23 protein-coding genes are annotated in these 21,433 nt (G+C 70.4%); 9 read left to right on the top strand and 14 right to left on the bottom strand.

Annotation, left to right across the window (positions count from 1 at the left end):
• The first annotated feature begins 25 nt into the window (after positions 1 to 25).
• The 4 genes from UN84_RS12935 to UN84_RS12920 are packed head-to-tail and all read left to right on the top strand — an operon-like array spanning position 26 to position 5,129.
• Entirely contained in the window at positions 26 to 874 is an 849-nt protein-coding gene (locus tag UN84_RS12935) for an ATP-binding cassette domain-containing protein (RefSeq protein WP_237022324.1), read from the top strand.
• 4 nt (positions 875 to 878) lie between these two features.
• Positions 879 to 1,769, top strand: coding sequence for an ABC transporter ATP-binding protein (locus UN84_RS12930; protein WP_046079099.1), 891 nt, complete (start codon positions 879 to 881; stop codon positions 1,767 to 1,769).
• On the top strand, positions 1,766 to 3,322 hold the full coding sequence (locus UN84_RS12925) for an ABC transporter substrate-binding protein (RefSeq protein WP_237022323.1): 1,557 nt from the start codon (positions 1,766 to 1,768) through the stop codon (positions 3,320 to 3,322). Before UN84_RS12930 ends, UN84_RS12925 begins: the two co-directional genes overlap by 4 nt.
• Positions 3,323 to 3,332: 10 nt before the next feature.
• Positions 3,333 to 5,129: an ABC transporter permease subunit gene (locus tag UN84_RS12920; protein WP_046080366.1), complete on the top strand. Its 1,797-nt coding sequence runs from the start codon at positions 3,333 to 3,335 to the stop codon at positions 5,127 to 5,129.
• A gap of 58 nt (positions 5,130 to 5,187) precedes the next feature.
• Here the strand turns inward: UN84_RS12920 and UN84_RS12915 are convergent, their stop codons facing one another.
• The 11 genes from UN84_RS12915 to UN84_RS12865 all read right to left on the bottom strand — a co-directional run bounded on the left by UN84_RS12915 (position 5,188) and on the right by UN84_RS12865 (position 13,888).
• Positions 5,188 to 5,619 carry a DUF7282 domain-containing protein gene (locus UN84_RS12915; RefSeq protein WP_046079098.1) on the bottom strand — a complete coding sequence of 144 codons (432 nt, stop codon included), beginning with the start codon at positions 5,617 to 5,619 and terminating at the stop codon, positions 5,188 to 5,190.
• A gap of 111 nt (positions 5,620 to 5,730) precedes the next feature.
• Positions 5,731 to 6,483 carry an anti-sigma factor gene (locus UN84_RS12910; protein WP_046079097.1) on the bottom strand — a complete coding sequence of 251 codons (753 nt, stop codon included), beginning with the start codon at positions 6,481 to 6,483 and terminating at the stop codon, positions 5,731 to 5,733.
• Entirely contained in the window at positions 6,480 to 7,022 is a 543-nt protein-coding gene (locus UN84_RS12905) for a sigma-70 family RNA polymerase sigma factor (protein WP_052719341.1), read from the bottom strand. The genes UN84_RS12910 and UN84_RS12905 overlap by 4 nt, the downstream gene beginning before the upstream one ends.
• A gap of 105 nt (positions 7,023 to 7,127) precedes the next feature.
• Complete coding sequence (locus UN84_RS12900; RefSeq protein ID WP_046079095.1) at positions 7,128 to 7,472, bottom strand: AzlD domain-containing protein; 345 nt, start codon at positions 7,470 to 7,472, stop codon at positions 7,128 to 7,130.
• Positions 7,465 to 8,193 (bottom strand): AzlC family ABC transporter permease, encoded by a 729-nt coding sequence (locus UN84_RS12895; protein WP_046079094.1) that lies wholly within the window; start codon positions 8,191 to 8,193, stop codon positions 7,465 to 7,467. Before UN84_RS12895 ends, UN84_RS12900 begins: the two co-directional genes overlap by 8 nt.
• Complete coding sequence (locus UN84_RS12890; RefSeq protein WP_046079093.1) at positions 8,190 to 8,717, bottom strand: helix-turn-helix domain-containing protein; 528 nt, start codon at positions 8,715 to 8,717, stop codon at positions 8,190 to 8,192. Before UN84_RS12890 ends, UN84_RS12895 begins: the two co-directional genes overlap by 4 nt.
• Positions 8,718 to 9,022: 305 nt before the next feature.
• Positions 9,023 to 10,249: a serine/threonine transporter SstT gene (gene sstT, locus UN84_RS12885; RefSeq protein ID WP_046079092.1), complete on the bottom strand. Its 1,227-nt coding sequence runs from the start codon at positions 10,247 to 10,249 to the stop codon at positions 9,023 to 9,025.
• A 281-nt stretch (positions 10,250 to 10,530) separates the two neighbouring features.
• Positions 10,531 to 10,788, bottom strand: a complete 258-nt coding sequence (locus tag UN84_RS12880; protein ID WP_046079091.1) for a hypothetical protein — start codon at positions 10,786 to 10,788, stop codon at positions 10,531 to 10,533.
• Between the two features lie 276 nt (positions 10,789 to 11,064).
• Complete coding sequence (locus UN84_RS12875) at positions 11,065 to 11,391, bottom strand: YnfA family protein (protein WP_107181671.1); 327 nt, start codon at positions 11,389 to 11,391, stop codon at positions 11,065 to 11,067.
• 46 nt (positions 11,392 to 11,437) lie between these two features.
• Entirely contained in the window at positions 11,438 to 13,177 is a 1,740-nt protein-coding gene (locus tag UN84_RS12870; RefSeq protein WP_046079090.1) for an isocitrate/isopropylmalate family dehydrogenase, read from the bottom strand.
• A 93-nt stretch (positions 13,178 to 13,270) separates the two neighbouring features.
• Positions 13,271 to 13,888: a gamma-glutamylcyclotransferase gene (locus UN84_RS12865; RefSeq protein WP_046079089.1), complete on the bottom strand. Its 618-nt coding sequence runs from the start codon at positions 13,886 to 13,888 to the stop codon at positions 13,271 to 13,273.
• Between the two features lie 185 nt (positions 13,889 to 14,073).
• Here UN84_RS12865 and UN84_RS12860 point away from each other — a divergent pair, with 185 nt between their 5' ends.
• The 4 genes from UN84_RS12860 to UN84_RS12845 all read left to right on the top strand — a co-directional run bounded on the left by UN84_RS12860 (position 14,074) and on the right by UN84_RS12845 (position 17,003).
• Positions 14,074 to 14,514: a YtoQ family protein gene (locus UN84_RS12860; protein ID WP_046079088.1), complete on the top strand. Its 441-nt coding sequence runs from the start codon at positions 14,074 to 14,076 to the stop codon at positions 14,512 to 14,514.
• A gap of 27 nt (positions 14,515 to 14,541) precedes the next feature.
• The gene (locus UN84_RS12855; protein ID WP_046079087.1) at positions 14,542 to 15,030 is read left to right on the top strand and encodes a phosphatidylglycerophosphatase A family protein; all 489 of its coding nucleotides are present in this window, start codon (positions 14,542 to 14,544) and stop codon (positions 15,028 to 15,030) included.
• A 109-nt stretch (positions 15,031 to 15,139) separates the two neighbouring features.
• Entirely contained in the window at positions 15,140 to 15,535 is a 396-nt protein-coding gene (locus UN84_RS12850) for a DUF2946 domain-containing protein (protein WP_052719340.1), read from the top strand.
• 94 nt (positions 15,536 to 15,629) lie between these two features.
• Positions 15,630 to 17,003 (top strand): PepSY-associated TM helix domain-containing protein, encoded by a 1,374-nt coding sequence (locus UN84_RS12845; RefSeq protein WP_046079086.1) that lies wholly within the window; start codon positions 15,630 to 15,632, stop codon positions 17,001 to 17,003.
• An 11-nt stretch (positions 17,004 to 17,014) separates the two neighbouring features.
• Here UN84_RS12845 and UN84_RS12840 read toward each other — a convergent pair whose 3' ends face one another.
• Positions 17,015 to 18,976, bottom strand: a complete 1,962-nt coding sequence (locus UN84_RS12840) for an alkaline phosphatase D family protein (RefSeq protein ID WP_046079085.1) — start codon at positions 18,974 to 18,976, stop codon at positions 17,015 to 17,017.
• Between the two features lie 139 nt (positions 18,977 to 19,115).
• On the bottom strand, positions 19,116 to 19,643 hold the full coding sequence (locus tag UN84_RS12835) for an HPP family protein (protein ID WP_035592901.1): 528 nt from the start codon (positions 19,641 to 19,643) through the stop codon (positions 19,116 to 19,118).
• A 130-nt stretch (positions 19,644 to 19,773) separates the two neighbouring features.
• Here UN84_RS12835 and UN84_RS12830 point away from each other — a divergent pair, with 130 nt between their 5' ends.
• Positions 19,774 to 20,730, top strand: a complete 957-nt coding sequence (locus UN84_RS12830; RefSeq protein ID WP_035592902.1) for a cation diffusion facilitator family transporter — start codon at positions 19,774 to 19,776, stop codon at positions 20,728 to 20,730.
• Positions 20,731 to 20,791: 61 nt separating this feature from the next.
• Here UN84_RS12830 and mntP read toward each other — a convergent pair whose 3' ends face one another.
• A complete protein-coding gene (mntP, locus tag UN84_RS12825; RefSeq protein WP_046079084.1) occupies positions 20,792 to 21,370 on the bottom strand; it encodes a manganese efflux pump MntP in 579 nt (192 codons plus the stop codon).
• Positions 21,371 to 21,433 lie beyond the last annotated feature (63 nt).

Here is a 21,433-nt window from a genome sequence, read left to right as displayed (position 1 = left end):
GCGAATGGCGAGACAGGAGCATGACGTGACATCACCGGCATACGACCCCGTCCTCAGGGTGGACGACCTGCGCATCCGGCTCGGCCAGCGGCCGGTGGTGGAGGGCCTGTCGTTCGACGTCGAGGCGGGCGAGCGGGTCTGCCTGATCGGCCCGTCGGGCTCCGGTAAGTCGCTCACCGCCGGGGCCATCCTCGGCCTGACGCCGCCCGCGGCCCGCATCGACGGTACCATCCGCCTCAACGGCCTCGAGGTCGGCGGGCTGCGCGCGACCCGGCGGCCCTCGCAGGCCCGCGCCGGCATGGTGTTCCAGAACACCCAGGCCGCGCTCAACCCGCTGGTCAGCGTGGGCGCTCAGCTGCGCGAGCCCTTCCTGCGCTTCCACGGGCTCTCGCGCCGTGAGGCGCAGCGAGCGGTCGTCGCGCTGCTGGGGCGGATGATGATCGTCGAGCCCGAGCGGGTCGTGCGGCGCTCGCCGGCGGAACTCTCCGGGGGGCAGCGCCAGCGGGTCTGTCTGGCGCTGGCGCTGGCCTGCCGGCCGTCGCTGATCGTCGCCGACGAGCCCACCACGGCGCTCGACGTGCTGACCCAGGCCGAGGTGCTGTCGCTGCTGCGCGAGACCACGGGCACTGCCGACACCCCCGCGCTGCTGTTCATCTCCCACGACATGGCCGCCGCCTCGCGGCTGTGCGAACGCGCACTGGTCCTCGACGGCGGCCGGCTGGTGGAGCAGGGGCCGTTGGCCGACATCATTGCCGCGCCGCAGCATCGCTTCTCCCGCGAGCTGGTCGCGGCGCTGGGCAACCGCGAGTTCCTCCCGGCGTCGGCCGAGCCCCAGCGTCAGATGGAAGAGCCGCGGCTGCGGGCCGTGGGATAACCCTATGACGACGATGCCCGAACTCAACGACGACGGCTCGCTGCTGCGGATCTCCGGGGTCAGCAAGCGAATGCCCGGCCCCCGCCGCTGGTGGGGCGGGCGGCAGTGGCGCCACACCCTGCGCGACATCGACTTTCGCCTGCACCCCGGCGAGCTGATCGGCCTGGCCGGGGTATCCGGCGCCGGCAAGTCGACGCTGCTGAACCTGATGCTCGGCCTGACCCGGGCCGACGGCGGCGAGATCGTCTGCCAGGGGCGGCGCATCGCCCCGGGCTCCGCGCGCTCGCTGCGCTGGTACCGTCGCGCGGTGCAATACATCCCTCAGGATCCGGCGGCCTCGCTGGACCCGCGCATGCGCGTCGGCGAGCTGGTCCGCGAGCCGCTGGTGCGGCTGGGCATCGAGGGCCCGCACGAGGCCCGGGTGGGCGAGGCGCTCGAGCAGGTCGGCCTGGACGGCGGTTATCTGATGCGCCGCCCGGCCGAGCTCTCCGGCGGCCAGGCCCAGCGGGTGGCCATCGCCCGCGCCATGGCCGTGCGCCCGCGGCTGCTGCTGGCCGATGAGCCACTCAGCGGCCTCGACCTGCCGCTCCAGGCCCAGGTGACCCGGGTGCTGAAGACGTTGCACCACGACGCCGGCATCGGCCTGCTGCTGATCTCTCATGACCTCTCGGTGGTCTGCCGGCTGTGCCAGCGCACCCTGGTGCTGGACGATGGCGCGATCATCGAGGATCGCCCCACCGAGGCGCTGTTCCGCGCGCCGGCGCACGAGCGTACGGCGGCGCTGATCCGAGCGGCGGCGATGCTGCCGGGCCAGGATCTTCCTCTCACTTCTTTACCTCCGAGTTCTCTTTCCGCCGCCACGCCGGCCCATCATTCCCAGGAGCTTGCCCCTTGAGCCTTCGTCCCTTGACCCTTCGCCACGCCCTGCCGCTTCCGTTCGCATTTCTCTCGCTGGCCCTGCTGGCCGGCTGCCAGCAGGAGGAATCGACCAATGATGAGCGCGCCAGTGAGAGCGCCGTCGAGACCGCCGATGCCGGCGATCGGCGCATCAAGGTCGCCATGCTGCAGCCGCCGCGCTCGGGGCTGAACCCGCTGACCGACGACGCCTTCAAGCTGTCGCGCTGGAGCACCGCCGAGACGCTGATCCGCCTCGATGACGACGGCAGCCCCGAGCCCTTCCTGGCCACCGAGTGGGAGCGGCTCGATCCACACAGCTGGCGCTTCACGATCCGCGATGACGTGACCTTCCACGACGGCACGCCGCTGACCGCCGAGCGCGTGGTGGCCTCGCTGACCGCCGCCACGAACGCCGCGCCCAAGCCGCGCATCCTCGACGGCGTGGACATGACGATCGAGGCCGACGGCGACGAGGCGGTGATCGTGCGCACCGCCGAGGCCGACCCGCTGGTGCCCAATCGGCTGTCCAGCCCGCAGCTGGCGATCCTGGCTGAGCGGGCCTATCGCGACAACGGCACCGTCAATCCGATCGAGGCCGGCACCGGGCCCTTCGTGCTCGAGGAGATCAACGGCACCCAGAGCGCGCGGCTCGACCGCTATGACGATTACTGGGGCGAGCGCGCCGAGCTTGCCGGCATCGACGCCGATTACGTGCCGGACGGCACGGCCCGGGGCGCGGCGCTGCGCACCGGCGAGGCCGACGTGGTCGAGGCGGTGCCGGTCTCCCAGGTCGCGCTGATCGATCCCGAGCTGATCCACGAGGTGCCGATGCCGCGCACCAACACGCTCTACCTCAACACCGCGTCCGGGCCGCTGGCGGAGCCGGCACTGCGCGCGGCGGCACGCGAGGCGGTCGACCGCGAGGCCATCGTGCGCACCGTCTACGAGGGCCGTGCCGACATCGCCAACGGCCTGCTGGGCCCGGCGCTGCAGTGGGCCGACGGCCTGCGCACGCCGGTGGAGGGGCGGCCCGAGGCCGCGGCCCCGAACGGTGTCGCCATCACGCTGGGCACCTTCACCGACCGGGCCGAGCTGCCCGAGGTCGCGGTGCTGCTGGAGCAGCAGCTCGAGGCGGCGGGCTTCGACGTCCAGCAGGAGGTGCGCCAGTACGCGCACATCGAGTCGGACATGCTGGCCGGCGAGTTCGATGCCTTCATCCTGTCCCGGGCGACCATGCTCGATTCCGGCGATCCGGTGGCCTACATGTTCAGCGACTTCGCCTGCGAGGGCTCCTTCAACATCGCCCAGCTGTGCGATGCCGAGGTCGACGCGGCGCTGGAGAAGGCCGCCGATCTGGAACCGGGGCCGGAGCGCCGTCAGGCGATCATCGACGCCGAGGCGGCGATCCTCGCCACCGACGCCGCGGTGCCGATGCTCCACGAGCGCGTCATCCAGGGCGAGGCCACGCACGTCGCCGGCGCCGTGCGCGACCCGCGCGAGCGCGAGCTGATCAACGAGCACACCCGGTTCATCGACGATGGCGCCGAGTAAGGTCGCGAGCATGCCGGCGCGGCGCTCGGTGCGGGGCCTGTCGCGGGGTTTGTCGATAGAGTGGGGGGCGCTGCTGCCGACCCTGTCGCGGCTGCTCACCCTCGGCGGCGTGGTGGTGCTGGTGGGCCTGCTGCCGTGGCTCTCGGGGCGCGACCCGGCGCTCAGCATCCTGCGCGCCCGGGCCGGCGATCAGAACCCGACCCCGGAAGCGCTCGCCGCCATCCGCGAACAGCTGGGCCTGGCCATGGGGCCGCTCGAGAAGTTGCAGCACTGGTTCACCGGCCTGCTGCACGGCGACGCCGGTACCTCCTGGATCTCCGGTACCCCGGTGCTGCCGGGCCTGCTCGAAGCGACGGGCGTCTCGCTGACGCTGATGGCGGCGGCGCTGGTCGTGGCGCTTTCCACCGCGCTGCTGATCTGCCTGCCGGCCCTGCGTCGCGGCCTCGACGGTCGTCCGGCGCCGACTTCGGGAGCGATGGCCGCGGCCATCACCGCGCTGCCGGAGTTCCTGCTCGCGGCGCTGCTGCTGGTGGTGTTCGCGGCCTGGCTGCGCTGGCTGCCGCCGTATGGCTGGGGCGAGTGGCGCCACCTGGTGCTGCCGGCGCTGTCGCTGGGGCTGCCGGCCGGCGGCCTGCTGGGGCGGCTGTTCAGTGATGGACTGACCTCGGCCTTCGCCGAGCGCTGGGTCGCGACCTGGCACATGGCGGGCTTTCCGCGGTGGCGCCTGGCGCTGGCCGCGCTCAAGCGCACCCTGCCGAGCCTGATGCCCCAGGTCGGGCTGGTGGTGGTGGGCCTGACCGGCGGGGCGATCGCCGTCGAGCAGGTGTTCTCGATTCCCGGCCTCGGTCGGGCCACGCTGGGCGCGGCCTCCGCCCAGGACCTGCCGGCGCTGCAGACAGGCATCCTGATCCTGCTGGCCATCGCGGTGGTGCTGGGCGGGCTCGCCAACCTCGGCCGCTCGCTGCTGCTGGGCCGGGCGATGCGCGCCGGCGCGGTGCCGATGGCGGCCCCGGTCGTCGGTGCCGGCCGCTGGCGCTGGCTCGTGCCGGCGGTGGCGGGCGCTCTGCTGCTGGTGATCGTGCTGGCGGGGCTGTCGCGCGACCCGATGACCTCGGCCTACCTGCGCCTGCAGCCGCCGGGTCCGGGGCTGCCGCTGGGAGCCGACGGCATCGGCCGCGACATCCTCGCCCGAGTCAGCCACGGCGCGCTCTCGACCATGGGCATGGCGCTGGCCACGGTGCTGGTCACCTTCGTGCTGGGGCTCGCGATCGGGCTGATGCCGCGGCTGGCGGCCGGGCCCATCGAGGTCACCAACGCCACGCCGCCGGTGATCGCCGGGCTTATCGTGGCCGGCCTGATGGGGCCGAGCGCCGCCGGCGCGGTGATCGCGGTGACGGCCGTGAGCTGGGCGCCGCTGGCCGCGCATACCTCGGCGCTGGTCAGCGAGACCCTGGCCCAGCCCCACGTCCGCGTTACCCCGGTGCTCGGCGTCGGGCGCTGGCGGCTGCTGTCGCGCTACGTGCTGCCCGCGCTGGTCGGGCCGGTGTTCCGCCACGCCATGCTGCGCCTGCCGGGTACCGCGCTGGCGCTGGCCGCCCTCGGCTTCCTGGGGCTCGGCCCGCGTCCGCCGGCGCCGGAATGGGGGCTGTTGCTCGCCGACAGCATGCCCTACCTGGAGCGCGCACCTTGGGCGGTGCTGGTGCCATCGCTGGCGCTGGTGCTGATGTCGATCCTGGCGGTCTCGCTCTCCGGCCTGTGGCGCGGGCGCGAGGCCGGCGGAGCGGGCCAGGCGCCGCGGCCACACTGACGAAAAAAGGGGCCCCTCGGGGCCCCTTCGCCGTTTTCCGGCGGTCTTTTCGAGCGGCTTACTGTGCGGTGATGGTGGCCGTCACCAGGTTGCCGTCGATCTTGATCGGGCCGTCTTCCGAGGCGCCGAGGGTGTATTCGAAGATGCCGGTCTCCATGCCGCCTTCCTCGCCGTGGACCATCAGCATCAGCTGGTCGCCGGCGCTGACATCCTCGGTGAGGATCGCGGTGACGTCCATGTTCTCGCCTTCCTTGAGCGGGGCGTGACCGACCACGGGGCCCGGTGCCATGCTGTCATCGGTGCGGTGCACCACCAGCCAGCCGTTGCTGCCCGCCATGACCTTTTCCGCGGTGACCGTGCCGCCGGCGACGGACTGGTCATCGGCCCAGACTTCCGGATGCATGTCGCCGTGCATTTCTGCCTGGGCCAGGGAAGCGCCGGTGAGCAGAGCGGCGGATACGAATGCGCTTGCCATGAACTTGGTCATCATCATTCTCTCCTTGAGTTCCGAGCACGCCCCATCGAAGCAAAGGGATTGGGATGGGCGTGCTCGAAGTTACGAGAGAAGCGCGACGGCGGTTTCACCCCGGCACGAAAAAAATCACAGCCGCTGCGACGAGGCGTCCCGACCGGTGGGGTAGAGATAGCCGTGGATCGCCGGGCCGGTCGGCTGGCCGGTGGGCGAGCCGCCGGGCGGCTCGATGCTGATGCCGAAGGTGGCGCGCTTGAGCAGATCGGGAGAGAAGTCGCTCAGGGCATCGGTCGGCAGGCTCAGGTCGTCGTTGAGCACGCCCACCGAGCGCGGGTTCGGCCCCAGCGAGGCGTCCTTGATCCACAGCTGATAGGCGCGGTCCGGCAGCGGCTCGGCCGTGACCGGCCGCACGTTCAGGCGGCGGCTGTCGAGGTCCACGGAGAGCATGAAGGCGGGTTGCTGGTCGTCCTGCTGGAACACCGCCACGAAGGGCGAGTCGCTCGGCCCCCGGTCGAGGGGCGCGATCAGCACCGCGGCCAGCACCAGCGCCGCAGCGGAGGCGAGCCCGGTGCTCCAGCGCCAGATGCGCAGCCGGCGGCGCAGGACATCGAGCTGGGAGACCTTGCCCTCATGCACGCCGGTGCCCGGGATGGCTTCCAGCGCCTCGATGCGCCGCTCGATCCTCGCCAGCAGGTCCGGCCCCGGTGACACCGCGGCGATCTCGTCGCCGAGGGGCGCGAGGCGGGCCTCCCACTCGAGGATGCGGGCGTCCAGCTCGGGCTCGGCCTGGCGGCGCCTCGCCACCTTGGCGCGCTCTTCGGCGTCCAGGGTGCCGAGCACGAACTCGGCGGCCAGCATGTCGATGTCGTCGCGGTCTGTCATGACGCCAGACACCCCTTGAGTTGCTTGAGGGCTCGATGGAGCCAGGTCTTGACGGTGTTCACCGGCTGCTCGAAGTGGTCGGCCAGGTCGGCCCGGGACCAGCCATCCAGATAGGCCAGACGCACCATGTCACGGCGGCTGCCCTCCAGCTCGGCCAGGCAGGCATGCAGGCGGCGGGCATTCTCGTCGCGCTCCGCGTGCTCCCGGGCGCCGGGGGCGTCGGAGGGCGTCTGATCCAGGGCGTCGTCCGACTCATGGGGCGCCCGGGGCCGTCGGCGCAGCTCGTCGATGGCGGCGTGCCGGGCGATGCTCGCCATCCAGGCGATCGCCGAGGCCCGGCCGGCGTCGAACTGCTCGGCCTTCTGCCAGATGGTGACGTAGACCTCCTGCATGACGTCGTCCGTGCGGCCGCGCTCTTTCAGGATACGCAGCACGGTGCCGTAGAGTTTCGCCGAGGTGGCGTCATAGAGTTCGGCGAAGGCCTGTCGGTCGCGCTGCGTCACGCGCTGTAGCAGGTCGTGCAGGCGATCACTGGACATTCCACATTCCCTGTTTGATGTCGGCGAGGGGCGTCTTGCCAAGGCAGACTGCCGCCTCGACGTCGTGGCGGTCAAGATGGCGCCTTTCCACGCTGCGCCCGGGCGTCAGGCGAGGGTGGCCAGGACTTCTACCAGGCCGTAGGCGGTGACGCCGGCGACCACCGGCCAGCCCAGCGAGCGCAGCCGATACCACACGCCCAGGGTCGCCAGCACGCCGGTCGCGGTAGCCAGCCAGGCGAGCGGGCCGGGAACGGCGGGGACCAGCGACACGCCGAGCACGGCGGCGACCATCATCGGGCCGAGCAGCGCGAGCCACTGGGGCATGGCCTCGACGCCGTCCTCGCCGCCGAGGCGACGAAGGCGGCGCTGCATCCACAGCAGCGGCAGCAGGCGAATCAGCAGGGTGCCGAGGGCCGAGGCCAGCAGGGCCAGCCAGAGGGCGCTACTCATGGGGCGCCTCCTTGTGCGGCGTGAAGCGGACCAGGGTGAAGCACAGGGCGCCGCAGCCGGCGGCGACGGGAATACCGATGTTGGTGTAGCCGACCAGGCTGCAGAGCATCGCCACGCCGATGCTGATGGCCAGCGCCAGGCTCCAGCGCTTCGAGGTGAAGCGCGGCGCCACCAGCACCAGGAACAGCGCCGGCAGGGCGAAGGGCAGGATCTCGCCCAGCAGCGGCCAGCGGGCCATCAGCCAGTCGCCGGCCAGGGCGCCGAGCACGGTGCCGAGGATCCAGCTGGCCCAGGCCAGCAGCGCGGCGCCGGTGAACCAGCCGAGGCGCTGCGATTCCGGCAGCTGCGGGAAGCGGTGCTGGGCCAGGGCGAAGACCTGATCGGTCAGGCCGTGCATCAGCACGGGCCACCAGCGGCTGCGGTCCATCCAGGGGGCCAGGTTGGGGCCGTAGACCGCGTGCCGCACGTTGATCAGCAGCGTCATGACCACCGCCAACCACAGCGGCGCGCCCCCGGCGATCATGCCGACGAACAGGAACTGCGAGGCGCCGGCATAGACCAGCGTCGAGATCAGCGTCGCCTCCCAGGGCGTGAAGCCCGCCTGCACGGCGATCAGCCCGAAGGAGATCGCCACCGGCACATAGCCGCCGAGCAGCGGAAAGGCCTCGCGCACGCCGGACAGACAGGCGCGTGAGGGCGCCGAGGTCGCTTGATCGATCATGACGTCTTCCTCTCGGCGTAGACGATGGTCAGGATCAGCGTCGCCCACTGCTCGCCGGTGCGATAGCGATGGGGGCGGTCGGCGCTGAAGGCGAGAGTGTCGCCGGCGTGCAGCGTGCGCAGGTCGTCCTCGGGGCCGGCGTCGAGCTCGCCACTCAGCACGGTGAGCGATTCCGTGGCGCCCGGTGTGTGACCCTCGGCATGGCGATCGGTATGGGGCGCGCAGCGCATCCAGTAGGCGTCGACCTGGCGGCTCCCCTGACCCTGGTCGATCAGCCGCACCTGCACGCCGTCCTCGCCGAGGGGCACGGTGATCGGCGCCACCAGGGTGCCGAAGGGCACGTTCAGCTGCACCGCCAGGCGCCAGATGGTGTCCAGCGTGGGGTTTCCGTTGCCCTGCTCGAGGCGCGACAGGTTCGACTTGGCGATGCCGGCGGCGGCGGCCAGCTGCGACAGCGACAGTCCACGCTCCTGGCGCAGGCGCTGAAGGTGCTGGCCCAGGGTGCCGAGGGCGAGGTGGTCCATGGGGTCTCCCGGCGTGAGGTAGCGTCCACGAATCGTTCGATAAAAAGAACGTTCTATAAAAGGAACGGGTGACTGTCAATAGCGACTGTTCAAGGCGGCCACTTGAGCCGGGGGGAGAGACGCGAGGAAAGAGGCCGGGAACGCCGTGAGGGCCCACGGTGACGCTAGGAAGCGAAGGTGAGTAGACGACGTCGAGAGACGCTGCGGTGAGTGGAGGAGAAGAAGGGGAAGAGGGGAAGAGGGGAAGAGGAAAGGGGATAAAGAAAAAAGGAACCCGGCCGCCGCAGCGGCCGGGCAGACGAGATTCAGGCCTCGTCGGTCCTGCCGTCGGCGCGGCAGGCCGCGGCGGTGAACAGCACATCGGTGGAAGAGTTCAGCGCGGTCTCGGTGGAGTCCTGTACCACGCTGATCACGAAGCCGATCGCCACCACCTGCATGGCCACGTCGGCGGAGATGCCGAACAGGCTGGCGGCCATCGGGATCAGCAGCAGCGAGCCGCCGGCCACGCCGGACACGCCGCAGGCGGCCAGCGCCGAGACGATGCACAGCAGCAGGGCGGTGACGAAGTCGACCTGGATGCCCAGGGTGTTGGCGGCGGCCAGGGTGATCACGGTGATGGTGATGGCGGCGCCGCACATGTTGATCGTCGCGCCCAGCGGGATCGAGATCGAGTAGGTGTCGGCGTGCAGCTTCAGGCGCTTGCACAGCTCCAGGTTGACCGGAATGTTGGCCGCCGAGCTGCGAGTGAAGAAGGCGGTGATGGCGCTGCCGCGCAGGCAGGTGAACACCAGCGGGTAGGGGTTGCGGCCGGTCTTCAGGAACACGATCAGCGGGTTGGTGACCAGCGCCACGAACGCCATGCAGCCGACGATCACCAGCAGCAGGCGGCCGTAGTCGAGCAGGGCGTCGAGGCCGGACTCGGCCAGGGTGTTGGCGACCAGGCCGAAGATGCCCAGCGGGGCGAAGCGGATCACCAGCTGGACGATGCCGGAGACGGCGTCGGACAGGTCCTTGAGCGCCGTGCGGGTGGTGTCGGCGGCGCGGCGCAGCAGCAGCCCGAGGCCCACGGCCCAGGCCAGGATGGCGATGAAGTTGGCCTCCATCAGCGCCTCGACAGGATTGGCCACGGCGTTGAGCAACAGGTTGCGCAGGATCTCGCTGACGCTGCCGGGGGGCGTGCCGCTGGCCGCCGGTGTGCTCAGCTCCAGGCTGGTGGGGAAGGCGAAGCTCGCCGCCACGGCCACCAGCGCCGCCACCAGGGTGCCGACGAGATAGAGCACCAGCACCGAGCGGATGTGGGTGGGCTGGCCCTGGCGGTGGTTGGCGATCGCCGCCGCCACCAGCACGAAGACCAGCACCGGCGCCACCGCCTTCAGCGCGGAGACGAAGACCTGGCCGAGCAGGGCGGCCGATTGGGCGGCATCGGGGGCGAGGGTGGCGAACAGGACGCCGGCGACGATGCCCAGCGCGATCTGGGGGATCAGCCCCAGCCGCAGCAGCGGGCGGCCCAGGGTGTTGAGGGTAGCGATCATGGGTGTCTCTTGTGGAATCACGGGGTGCATGAACGTGTCGTGCGTCCGGCTCGCCGTCACACCATGGAGATCGCGCCGCGGGGATATGGCGGCGGTCGAGGCGCTGGATGGGAGGGCCTGGCGACGCCCTGCCCGGGGTCTCCGGGCAAGCGCGCGCATTCTACCATCGCGGCGAAGCGATGGGGGTTACGACCTTGGTTTCTCTTGAGGTCAGCAAGAAAGGATGAAATGGCAGAAATTGGCAGAGAGATGGACTGGGCTTGCCGGTGAGTGAGCGGGACTCAGGGCGTCCGAAAATGCCGGCGGGGATTGTCGTGGTAGCTCAGGGGGGACGTGGCCTCGCAGTCGAGGCAGTGGCAAGTGCCCTGCTCGAAATCCGGCTGGAACCGTTTCCAGGCCGCTTCGCCACGTATCACTTCCTGGTTACTGCACTCGCACAGCAGGATGCGGGTGTCGTGGGGGCCGGGAGAGTAGAGGATCTTGCTGTGTGGCGGTGCATCCATGAGTGTATTCGCGGTGGTGAAGATCGGATCGTTCATGCGGCGTGACTTCCCTTGGCGCTGTCCGTCATGGTCATGACGTTACGCACTTTCCACGGCGGCGAATGCAGGCCTGGGGCGGTGTTGGCCGTTCGTGATGTCGCAGCGTCGCGTAGGAAAAAGCTCACGGTGTCGCAGGACGCAGGGTCGTGTCGCGCTCCTCCCGGGGCCGGTCTCGGATCGAGCGGCGGCTCATCGGGGGCGGTGTGAACAGACGGATTTTAAGTCAATTATCGGTGGCTGTCGCGCCGAGGATGTCAGGTGCGTCGTAACGGCTCAGCCGCCCCGCGGGGCCAGCAGGATGATGCCGGCGCCGGCCAGGCACAGCGCGGCGCCGAGCAGGTCCCAGCGATCGGGCAGGCGATGCTCCACCGCCCACAGCCAGGCGAGCGAGGCGACGATATAGACGCCACCGTAGGCGGCATAGGCCCGCCCGGCGTAGTCGGCGTCGCTCAGGCTGAGCAGCCAGGCGAACAGGACCAGGCTGGCCAGACCCGGCAGCAGCCACAGCGCCGAGGCGCCCTGGCGCCACCAGGCCCAGACGCTGAAGCAGCCGGCGATCTCGGCCAGGGCGGCCGCCACGTAGATCGGCAGCGTCAGCATGACGCCGCCGGGGCAGGTAAGTGCAGCATGAGGGAGGAAGGGGCGATCACGCGGTCAGGCGCGTCTCCACGGCGTCGAGGAAGCCGTGCATATCGACCACGGTTTCCTTGTCCGGCTCGGTGGTCTTGCCCTTGAGGTCGCCGGTGACGATGCCGTCGCCGATGGTGTCGATCAGTGCCGCCTTGAGGCGCGTGGCGTAGTCGGTGAGCGCCGCGTTGCCCTCGCGCTCGGCCAGGGTCTCCAGGGCGTTGCCCACGGCATAGATCAGCGCGGAGGAGTTGAAGTGCGCCTCCTGGCCGTCGCTCTCCAGGTATTTCAGGTAGAGGTCGTGGGCGGTGCCGTGGGGCGCCTCGAACAGCATGGTGCCGTTCTTGCTCTCGATGATGGAGCTGGCGGTGGCCAGGCTGCCACCGAGGGCGGCGGAGATGTCGGAGAAGATGTCGCCGTCCAGGTTCTGCGCCGGGTAGAGGGCGTTGCGGGGCGGGTCGGTGATCATCTTGATCAGCTGGCTGGAGGGCCGCATGATCATGAACGACGGCGGCGGGGTGTCATTGTGGGCCAGCTCGCGGCGAGCCTCGGTGATGACGTCGCTGAACACCTCGTCGTAGTCCATGTACTCGCGCTTGAGGCCGAAGTAGACCTCCTTGTCCTTGCGCGAGGCGTCGCGGAACACCTGCAGCACCCAGTCCTTGATCGCCTCGCGGTCGTTGGACATCAGCAGGATGGGGTCGCCCTTGTTGACGCGGCGGGCGTGCTTCTCCTCGCCGTCGACCACCACCTTGAGGATGCCGTCCTCCTCGGCGGGCAGGTTGAAGCTGCCGTATTGGTCGCCGCCACCGGCGCTCATGCGCGAGATCGACACCTGGGCCTTGCGGTCGGGAATGCCGTGTCGCTTGAGCTGCTCGACCAGCTTGTAGAGCTTGCGGCCAGTGTTGTTGTCCGGCACGCCCCACAGCGCGCGTTCGGGCGGGTTGGCGACCAGGCGCGCGGCCTGGGCGTCGATCAGCTCGTAGTGGTAGGCGAGCCCCAGCGATTCGGCCTCGGCCTGGTAGTGTTCGCGGTAGATCGCCTCGATGGCGGCGCGCATCACGCCGTCGTAGCCGGCGATCACGGTGTCCTTGAGGCCCAGGTAGATGTCGCGCTTCTCGTCGAGGGCGCGCCGGAAGAAACGGTGGGCCCAGGCCTTGACGTCCTCGAGGTCGTTGGTGGCCAGCAGCCAGGGGTCGCCCTTGTGAACCTCGCGGCGGTGCAGTTCGACCGGGTCGCCGCTTTCGCCCACGAACAGCAGCTTGACCACACCGGTGGCGCCGGACAGGGCATTGTAGCTGTCCTTGATGCCGCCGTGTTCCATGGTCTCGACCTCGATGTCGCGGCCGACCCAGGCCGGGCGCTCGACCTTGAGGTTGCGAAACTCGATGTCCTCGCGGGTGATGTTGCCGCCGATGCCCTTGCGGATGGCGCCGTTGGGCGACTTGGTGGCCAGCGGGTGCAGGGTGGCGGCGTCGAGCTCGGGATGCTGGGCGAGCAGGGCGTCGCGCTGCTCGCGATTGACCGTCATGCCGGCGTTCTTGATCCCGACCTGGTGGCGGTTGAGCGCATCGATGGCGTCAAGAACCGCCTGGCCGTTGGTGACCAGCCGGTTCTCGGCGGTCAGGTCGATCTCGACCAGCTCGATGTCCAGCGGTCGGGTCACGAAGGTATCGATGATCTTCTCGAAGGCCACCTGGGCCATCTCGTCGCCGTGCAGGATGACCAGCGGGGCCGCCACCTGGATCTTGTCGCTCATCACTCTTCCCGTGTTCGTGCTCGTGGAGTCCACCAGCCTGGCGTCCCCGGGCGAGTTGGCCGGAAGGACGATGGCTGCCGTGCGATCAGGGTGTCATTGTACACGCAAAGTGTCGTCCTCGGGACGGCCGGTGTCGCAGCGATCGGGCTCGCCTGCCAGTCGGACCCGCCGGGCCAGCTCGCTGACGTGGGTCTCGGTCACGCCGAGCTCGGCCAGTGCCGTCTCCAGGTGCAGCAGGTAGTCGCGATTGGGGCCGCTCGGGCCCTCGGCCCCGGCGATCTGGCGGGCCATGTCGTCGAGCGGCGCCGCGCCCAGGAAGGCGGCGTTGTCGGCGGTGGCCAGGTAGGTCAGCCCCATGGCGGTGGTGCCGTCCTCGAAGTGTAGCGGGGTGAGCTCGCGCAGGTAGCCGTTCTTCTCGCGCACGTCGAGCGGGCGCAGGGTCTCCGGCGTGATGCGGTAGGCCATCCCCAGACAGGTGGCACCTTCCTCGGCGATCAGGGTCGCCACTCGACCCGGGGCCTCGGGCGTGCCGCGATGGTCGTGGGAGCCCTGCCAGAAGCGACGCACCCAGCCATGGATGCGCGCCGGCCGGCGCTCCAGGTAGGGGAAGTCGGCCTTCCAGATCAGCGAGCCGTAGCCGAACAGCCACAGGTCGTCGTGGTCGTCGAAGTGGGTCATGCGCCGGTTGAGTGCGGTGGTGTCGAGCGCCATGGGGGACTGTCTCGTCCTTCGTTGCCGTCGTGGGCGTCCCATGATGCGCGGCGAGGCGCGGCTTGTCGAAGCCCTCGACATGTATTCATTTCACCGTAACCTTGTGCACAAAGCGCGATGACGTAGGATTGACGATCCGACCGACAAGACCGGCCGTGAGCCGGCCCATGAGGAGAACTGACATCATGAGCTTCACCGTTTACCTGTCCGGCGAGATCCACACCGACTGGCGCGAGGAGATCCGCCGCGGCGCCGAGGCCGCGGGCCTGGATGTGGCCTTCACCGCGCCGGTCACCGACCACGACGCCAGCGATGCCGCCGGCGATCACCTCGGCCCGCAGAGCGAGGGCTTCTGGCGCGACCACAAGTCGTCCAAGGTCAACGCCATCCGCACCAAGACGCTGATCGAGCAGAGCGATCTGGTGGTGGTGCGCTTCGGCGACAAGTACAAGCAGTGGAACGCGGCCTTCGACGCCGGCTACTGCGCCGCCCTGGGCAAGCCCTACGTGACCCTGCACGGCGATGATATCGTTCACCCGCTTAAGGAAGTCGACGCCGCCGCCATGGCCTGGGCGAGCACCCCGGCCGAGGTGGTGGAGATCCTGCGCTACGTGCTGCGCGGCTGATTCCGCGGCCGCCACCGAGGAGGAGCGATGGAAGCGCTATGGATGTGGCCGGCCACCGGCTTCGGTCTCGGCCTGTCGCCCTGGGCCTCGGGCACCGTCGGCTCGCTGCTGGCGCTGCCGCTGGCCTGGTGGCTGCTGGGCCGCTCGCGTCGCTGGCGGCTGGGGCTGGCTGCCGCGCTGCTGGTGGCGGCGATGCCGCTGTGCCAGCTGGCCTCCGACACCCTGGGCGGCAAGGACGACGGGCGTATCGTGCTCGACGAGATCGTCGCCTTCCCGGTGGCGATGCTCGGGCAGGCCGCGCCTCGCCATCCGCTGACCCTGGCAGGTACCTTCGTGGCCTTCCGACTGTTCGATGCCACCAAGCCGCCGCCGGTGAGCCAGGTGGAGGCGATGCCCGGGGGAATCGGCATCGTGCTCGATGACCTGGTGGCGGCGTTCTACGCCTGGGCGCTGATGGGGCTCGTGTCCCCCGTCGCTGCGCGGTGGCGGCGCGGGCGCGACGAGGCCGGGCGATGAGCGGTATCGCATGTGTCACGACAGAACGGCCGCGGCACCCTGTCGCGGTGGCTGTCGTCCCCGGCCATCCGGGCTATCATGAGGGCCTTTGTTCCGGCCGGGCCCGCCCATGATCCGAACGCTCGTCACTCGCCGCTATCGCCGATCGGTCGCGCGCCTCGCGCTGCTGGCGATGTGGCTGGTGGTGGCCGGGCCGCTGATCGGCCAGTTCAGCGCCGCGGAGCGGGTCCAGCATGGTTCAGGTCATCACGGCATGGCGCATCACGAGGCGATGGGCCAGGTCGCGCCGTCGGTGGCGGACGAGGCGGAGCCGCATCGGCACGAGGCCTGCGGCTACTGCTCGCTGTTCCAGCGGATGCCGGTGCTATCGGCGCTGCTTCCGGGCGTCGTTCCCTTGCCCTCCCATGCCATCACCGCCCCGGTGGTGGCGACCCGCGCGGCCCATGGCGGGCCCGCGGTCTTTCCTCAGGCGCCGACCCGTGCGCCACCCCGATATCGCTCGTGATCCCCCGATGTGAATCGCATCGCCTTCGTTCGCCGACGTCGACAGGACGCGCGGCGAGGGCGTGCGTCGTCATGACTCTTCGAGCGAGACTTCCATGAGCCACCCTTCCGCAAGCCGTCCTGCCATGCGCCACAGGGCGCAGGACCTCTATCGCGCCGTCTGGCGCTGGCACTTCTATGCCGGCCTGATCGTCCTCCCGTTTCTGATCTCCCTGGCGATCACCGGTGCCCTTTATCTCTTCCACGACGACATCGATCGCTGGTGGCACGCCGACCTGATGACGGTCGAGGCCCGCCAGACGGCCACGGTCGCCCCCAGCGCCCAGCGCGACGCGGCACTGGCCGCGGTCGACGGCGAGGCGTTCCGCTACGTGCCGCCGGCCAGCGAGACCCGGGCCGCCGAGGTCGACGTGACCCGCCCGGACGGCAGCCGGGTGGCGGTGTTCGTCGATCCCCATGACGGCGAGGTGACCGGCCAGATGCCCTACCGCGGCACCGTGATGTGGTGGGTCCGCCACCTGCACAGCCTCAGCCTGTTCGGCAGTGGGGCCAGCATGCTGATCGAGATCGTCGGCGGCTGGACCATCCTGCTGGTGCTGACCGGCATCTATCTGTGGTGGCCGCGGGGCCGGCGCGGCGGCGTGGTGTCGGTGCGCGCCCGGCCCGGCAAGCGGGTGTTCTGGCGCGACCTGCACGCGGTGACCGGGCTCTTCGTCGGTGGCTTCATCCTGTTCCTGGCCGTGACCGGCATGCCCTGGTCGACGGTGTGGGGCAGCAAGGTCAACGAACTGGCCAACGGCCACAACTTCGGCTACCCGGACGGCGTGCGGGTCAACGTGCCGATGTCCGACGAACGCCTGGCCGAGCGCGAGACCACCACCTGGTCGCTGGAGCAGGCCCGGCTGCCGACTTCCGAGGCCATGACGGATGCCGGCGCGGCGGCGCCCATCGGCCTCGACCGGGCGGTGGCGATCTTCGATGACATGGGGCTGGCGCCGGGTTATGCGGTCAACCTGCCGAGCGGGCCTGCGGGCGTCTACACCGGTTCCGCCTATCCGGACGACCTGAGCCGACAGCGCGTCGTGCACCTCGACCAGTACCGCGGCGAGACGCTGCTCGATATGCGCTACGCCGACTACGGCCCGCTGGGGCGCGGCCTGGAGTGGGGCATCAACGTGCACATGGGCCAGCAGTACGGGCTGGCCAACAAGCTGATCCTGGCCCTGGCCTGCGCCGGCATCGTGCTGCTGTGCGTCTCCGCGGCGGCGATGTGGTGGAAGCGCCGCCCGGCCGGGAAGCTCGGCGTGCCGCCGGCGCCAGCCGACCCGCGCCGGCTGCGCGGTGTGCTGGCGCTGCTGGCCATCGGCGGGGCGATCTTCCCGCTGGTCGGCGCCTCGATGATCGTGATGGCCGTGGTGGATGCGCTGGTCAGGCGCCGCGGGGCAGCACGGCGCGCGGCCACCGCCTAGTCCTTTTCCGGCTAGCCCTTCTCGGCAGGAGGCGGCGGGAAGCGCACGTCGAATCCCCGGGCATCCAGCTGGCGAATGTCGCTGGGGCGGCCCTGGTCGTCGAGTTCCACCAGGCCGATGCCGGCGCCGTTCCACAGCCGTTCGCCGGCCTTGGCGCGGTCGGGGTCGCGGGGGCGGATGTGCATCGGCCGGCGCTGGGTGAACCAGTTGAGCGGCGAGCGCGGCGCGTAGAGCCAGCGGTTGGCGCGGTCGAAGGCGTCGAGCAGGGTGTCGGGGAAGGCGTTCTTGAGCCCGCTGGAGGTGATCTGCCACAGCCGCGGGCCGCCGCGTCGGTGGCGGATGCGGATGTCGTAGGCGAAGGAGTAGTGCACGTCGCCGGAGAGGATGACGTAGTGCCCCGGGGTACGCGAGTGGCGGAAGATGTTGAGCATCACGCTGGCCGCGCCGCGGTGGGCCATCCAGTTCTCGGCGTCCACCAGCAGCGGCTTGCCGGCCAGGGTGAACAGCTTCTGGATGCCTTCGATCAGCTTGACGCCGAACATCGGCGCCGGCGAGACGATGATCGCCGAGGGCGCGTCGAGCAGCTGCTGCTGGAAGTCCGACAGTGCCTCCCAGTCCATCAGCCCCGAGGGCCGGCGTGGGCTGCGCTCGCTGCGCCAGCGGCGGGTGCGGGTGTCGAGCACCACCAGCCGCGGCGTGCCCGGGACCTGGAATTCCCAGCCCTCGAAGCGCTGCAGGCGGTGCAGGCAGGCGTCGTGGGCCTCGGCGGGCAGCCAGCCGCCGCTTTCCTGGGCGGCGTCCAGCAGTGCCGCCGCCTCGTCTAGTGGATCGGCCAGCCGCTCCGGGTCGTTGCCCCAGCCCTGACACAGCAGGTAGCCCAGCAGGGCGTTGCCGAGGATGCGCCGCGAGAAGGGATGGCCGTAGGCGCAGGCCTCCCAGTCGGCGGTCAGGTTCCAGTCGTCGGTGACGTCGTGGTCGTCGAAGATCATCAGCGACGGCACATGGGCCAGCAGTCGGGCGGCGGCGGGCAGGCCCGCGACGAAGCGCTCGAGGATCGCGGCCTCGTCGTCGAAGGCCGCGGCGTCGTCCGCGCCGAGTTCGGGCTTGTAGACCGTCACCAGCCGCCAGGGCACCGGCGACCATACCAGCAGGTACATGGCCATGACCTCGGCGAAGGTCATCAGGTGGTTGCGGGCGTGGGCCGAGGTGAACACCGGCTTGCGGGCGCCGGCGAAGACGCGCTCGCGCAGGTTGGCGTTGCTCTCCACGTCGGGCAGCAGTTCCTCGCGGCGATAGTAGGTCGACTCGGCGGCGTAGAGGCCCTGGCTGTCGGCCACGGTGGCGCCCTCGAGCGGCTCGTCGAACAGGCCCAGGCGGCGGATCAGCTCGTGGATCGCCACCAGGGTGGGGCCGGCCACGTCGTCGGCGTAGATCTGATCGCCGGTCATCAGCAGCCAGGCCGGCCAGGCCTCGGCGTCGTCGCGGCGCTCGGCCAGCCAGCCGTCGGCGCGCACCAGGGCATCGGGGCCGTCGTGGTGGGGGCGGCGGCAGGAGCCGTGCAGCAGGCGCTGGTGGCTCCCGGCCAGCACGAAGCGCGGGCGTCGGGCGCCCTCGTGCAGCAGGTGCGGGGCCCAGTCGGCGATGCCGGCCTCCTCGCCGCCGTCGCCGGCCAGCCGCAGGTCGTAGTCGATGGCCACGCCGGTGGGGAGCGGCGTCTCCAGCGCTACGTCGACCAGGTGCAGCACCGCGTGGCGGCCCAGCGGCAGCCGCCGCACCCGGCGCTCGTTCAGCGCCAGCCGGCGCGGGCCATGGCCCTCCGGGTGCAGCAGCAGCTTGCCCGTCAGCGGCTTCGAGCCCACCAGCCAGATCCGCACGCGGTCCGGGGCGAGGCGGCGCAGGATCGGGCCGGCGAGCACGTCCGGCAGCTCGGCGGAGGCGGCAGTATCGGGGCGGGCGGTATCGGCTGACGTCATTGTCGAGGCGCTCCCTGAAGGTGCTGATGAGGTCGGGAGGCGTGAATGAGCGACACGCCAGGCCCTGCTCGGGTCAGCCCATGGTAGCCGACAACGCGCCACGTAAGGGAGTCGCCGCCCGCCGACGCCTGGCCAACGCCTACCAGTGCAGGGGATAGCGGCGGTGGCGGGCCAGATTGTTGACCAGGATGGCGACCAGCAGCATCACCGTGCAACCGAGCCCGATCGGCACCAGCGGGAAGAGCCAGCCCAGCGCATGGACCTCGGGGCCGCCGATCACCGCGATCAGCGCCGAGGCCGCGCCCGGGGGGTGCACGGTTTCGGTCAGCTGCATGGCCAGCACCGACAGCGAGACCGCCAGGGCGACGGCCATCGCCGTGGCGCCCAGCCACTGGAAACAGGCCACGCCGATCACCGCCGACAGCATGCTGCCCAGCACCACGTTGCGGGGTTGCGCGAAGGGGCTCGCCGGGGCGGCGTAGATCAGTACCGAGGTGGCGCCGAAGGAGCCGACGACCAGTAGGTGGACGTCCAGCCACTGCTCGCTGAGCCAGGCCACCGCGCTCATGCCGGCGAAAGCGCCGAGCCATGACCAGCAGGCGTCGCGCCAGTCGACGTCGCCGCGTCGATAGCGGCTTCCGCGCATCTTGTTGAAGTAGGTCTTCATCGTCGTTGTCGTGCACAAAAAGGGCGCATTAAGGTGCCAAAATGCACCAGAAAGGTAAAGGTGCGCCCGCGCGACGGGCCTCGGGTTATGCTGGAAGGGCGCATTCAAGGACGACCAGGAGATAGGCCCGATGGCTCACCATCACGACCATGCTCACTCGCATGCCCACCCCCATGGGCACGGCCATCATCACGCCGGGGCCGACAGCCAGCGTCGCCTGGCCTGGGCGGTGGCGCTCACCGGCGGCTTCATGGTCGCCGAGGTGGCCGGCGGTATCCTGTCCGGCTCATTGGCGCTGCTGGCCGATGCCGGTCATATGCTCACCGACACCGCGGCGCTGGCCCTGGCCTGGTTCGCCGCCCGGCTCAGCCGGCGCCCGGCGGATCACCGCCGCACCTACGGCTACGACCGGGTGCAGATCCTGGCCGCCTTCGTCAACGGCCTGACGCTGATCGCCATCGTGGTCTGGATCGCCATCGAGGCGGTGCGACGCTTCCTCTCGCCGGTCGAGGTAGCCGGCACCCCGATGCTGGTCATCGCCGCGCTGGGATTCGTGGTCAACCTGGCGGTGTTCGCCATCCTCCACCTGGGCGACCGCGACAACCTCAACGTCCGCGGGGCGGCGTTGCACGTGCTGGGCGATCTGCTGGGCTCGGTGGCGGCCGTCGTCGCCGCGCTGGTGATCCTGGCCACCGGCTGGACACCGATCGACCCGTTGCTGTCGTTGCTGGTGGCGGCGCTGATCCTGCGCAGCGCCTGGCGGCTGACTCGCGAGTCCGGGCATATCCTGCTGGAGGGCGCGCCGGCCTCGCTGGACGTGGCGCGCATCGAGCAGGAGCTCCCCGAGCGGCTGGACGGCGTGCATGACGTGCACCACGTCCACGCCTGGTCGATGACGCCGGGGCGCCATCTGCTGTCGCTGCACGCCGCCGTGGAGGAGGAGGCCGACCGCGAGGCGACCCTGGTGGCGATCAAGGCGGTGCTGCTCGAGCGCTTCGACGTGGCCCATGCGACCATCCAGCTCGAGTCTCGCGGCCGCTGTGCCGACGCCCCGGGCCCCGCGGCGGCTGACGATCATCGCCACTGAGGCGGCTCGTCACGGTCCTCTTGTCGCAGATCTCTTGCCACAGATCCCCTGCCGCAGATCCTTACCACAGTCCCAGGTGTTCGGTGAGGATGGCGGTGCCGATGCCGATCAGGATCACCCCGCCGAGCACTTCGGCGCGCTGGCCGATCATCACGCCGAGGCGGCGACCCAGCATCACGCCCAGGGTGGCCATCAGGGTGGTGGCGGCGCCGATCGCCAGGGCGGTCAGCAGGATATTGACGTCCATGAAGGCCAGGCCGATCCCCACGGTGAGGGCGTCGAGGCTGGTGATCACGGCGGTGGCGGCGATCAGCCACCAGGCCTGACACCCCGGCTTGGCGGCGGGGGCGTCCTCGTCGGGGTCGGGGGTCTCGAGGCCGGCGCGGATCATGCGCACGCCGAGGACGGACAGCAGCACGAAGACGATCCAGTGGTCCCAGCGGGAGATGTACTCATGGGCGCTCTGGCCCAGGGCCCAGCCGATCAGCGGGGTCAGGCCTTCGATCACGCCGAAGATCAGGCCGGTGCGCAGGGCTTCGCGGAAACGCGGATGGTCGACGGCGGCACCCTTGCCGATGGCGGCGGCGAAGGCGTCGGTGGACATCGAGAAGGCCAGCAGGGTGGTGGACAGCGGGGTCATGGCAACGATCATACCGGCCGGGCGATTCACCACGACGATACGACACGCCCGGCCTTGGGCGCC

It is taken from the genome of Halomonas sp. HG01, from assembly GCF_000968715.2.
GTDB classification, from domain to species: domain Bacteria; phylum Pseudomonadota; class Gammaproteobacteria; order Pseudomonadales; family Halomonadaceae; genus Halomonas; species Halomonas halophila.
The sequence above is the reverse complement of the archived record's forward strand: the minus strand, read 5'-3'. Positions and strand labels throughout refer to the sequence as shown.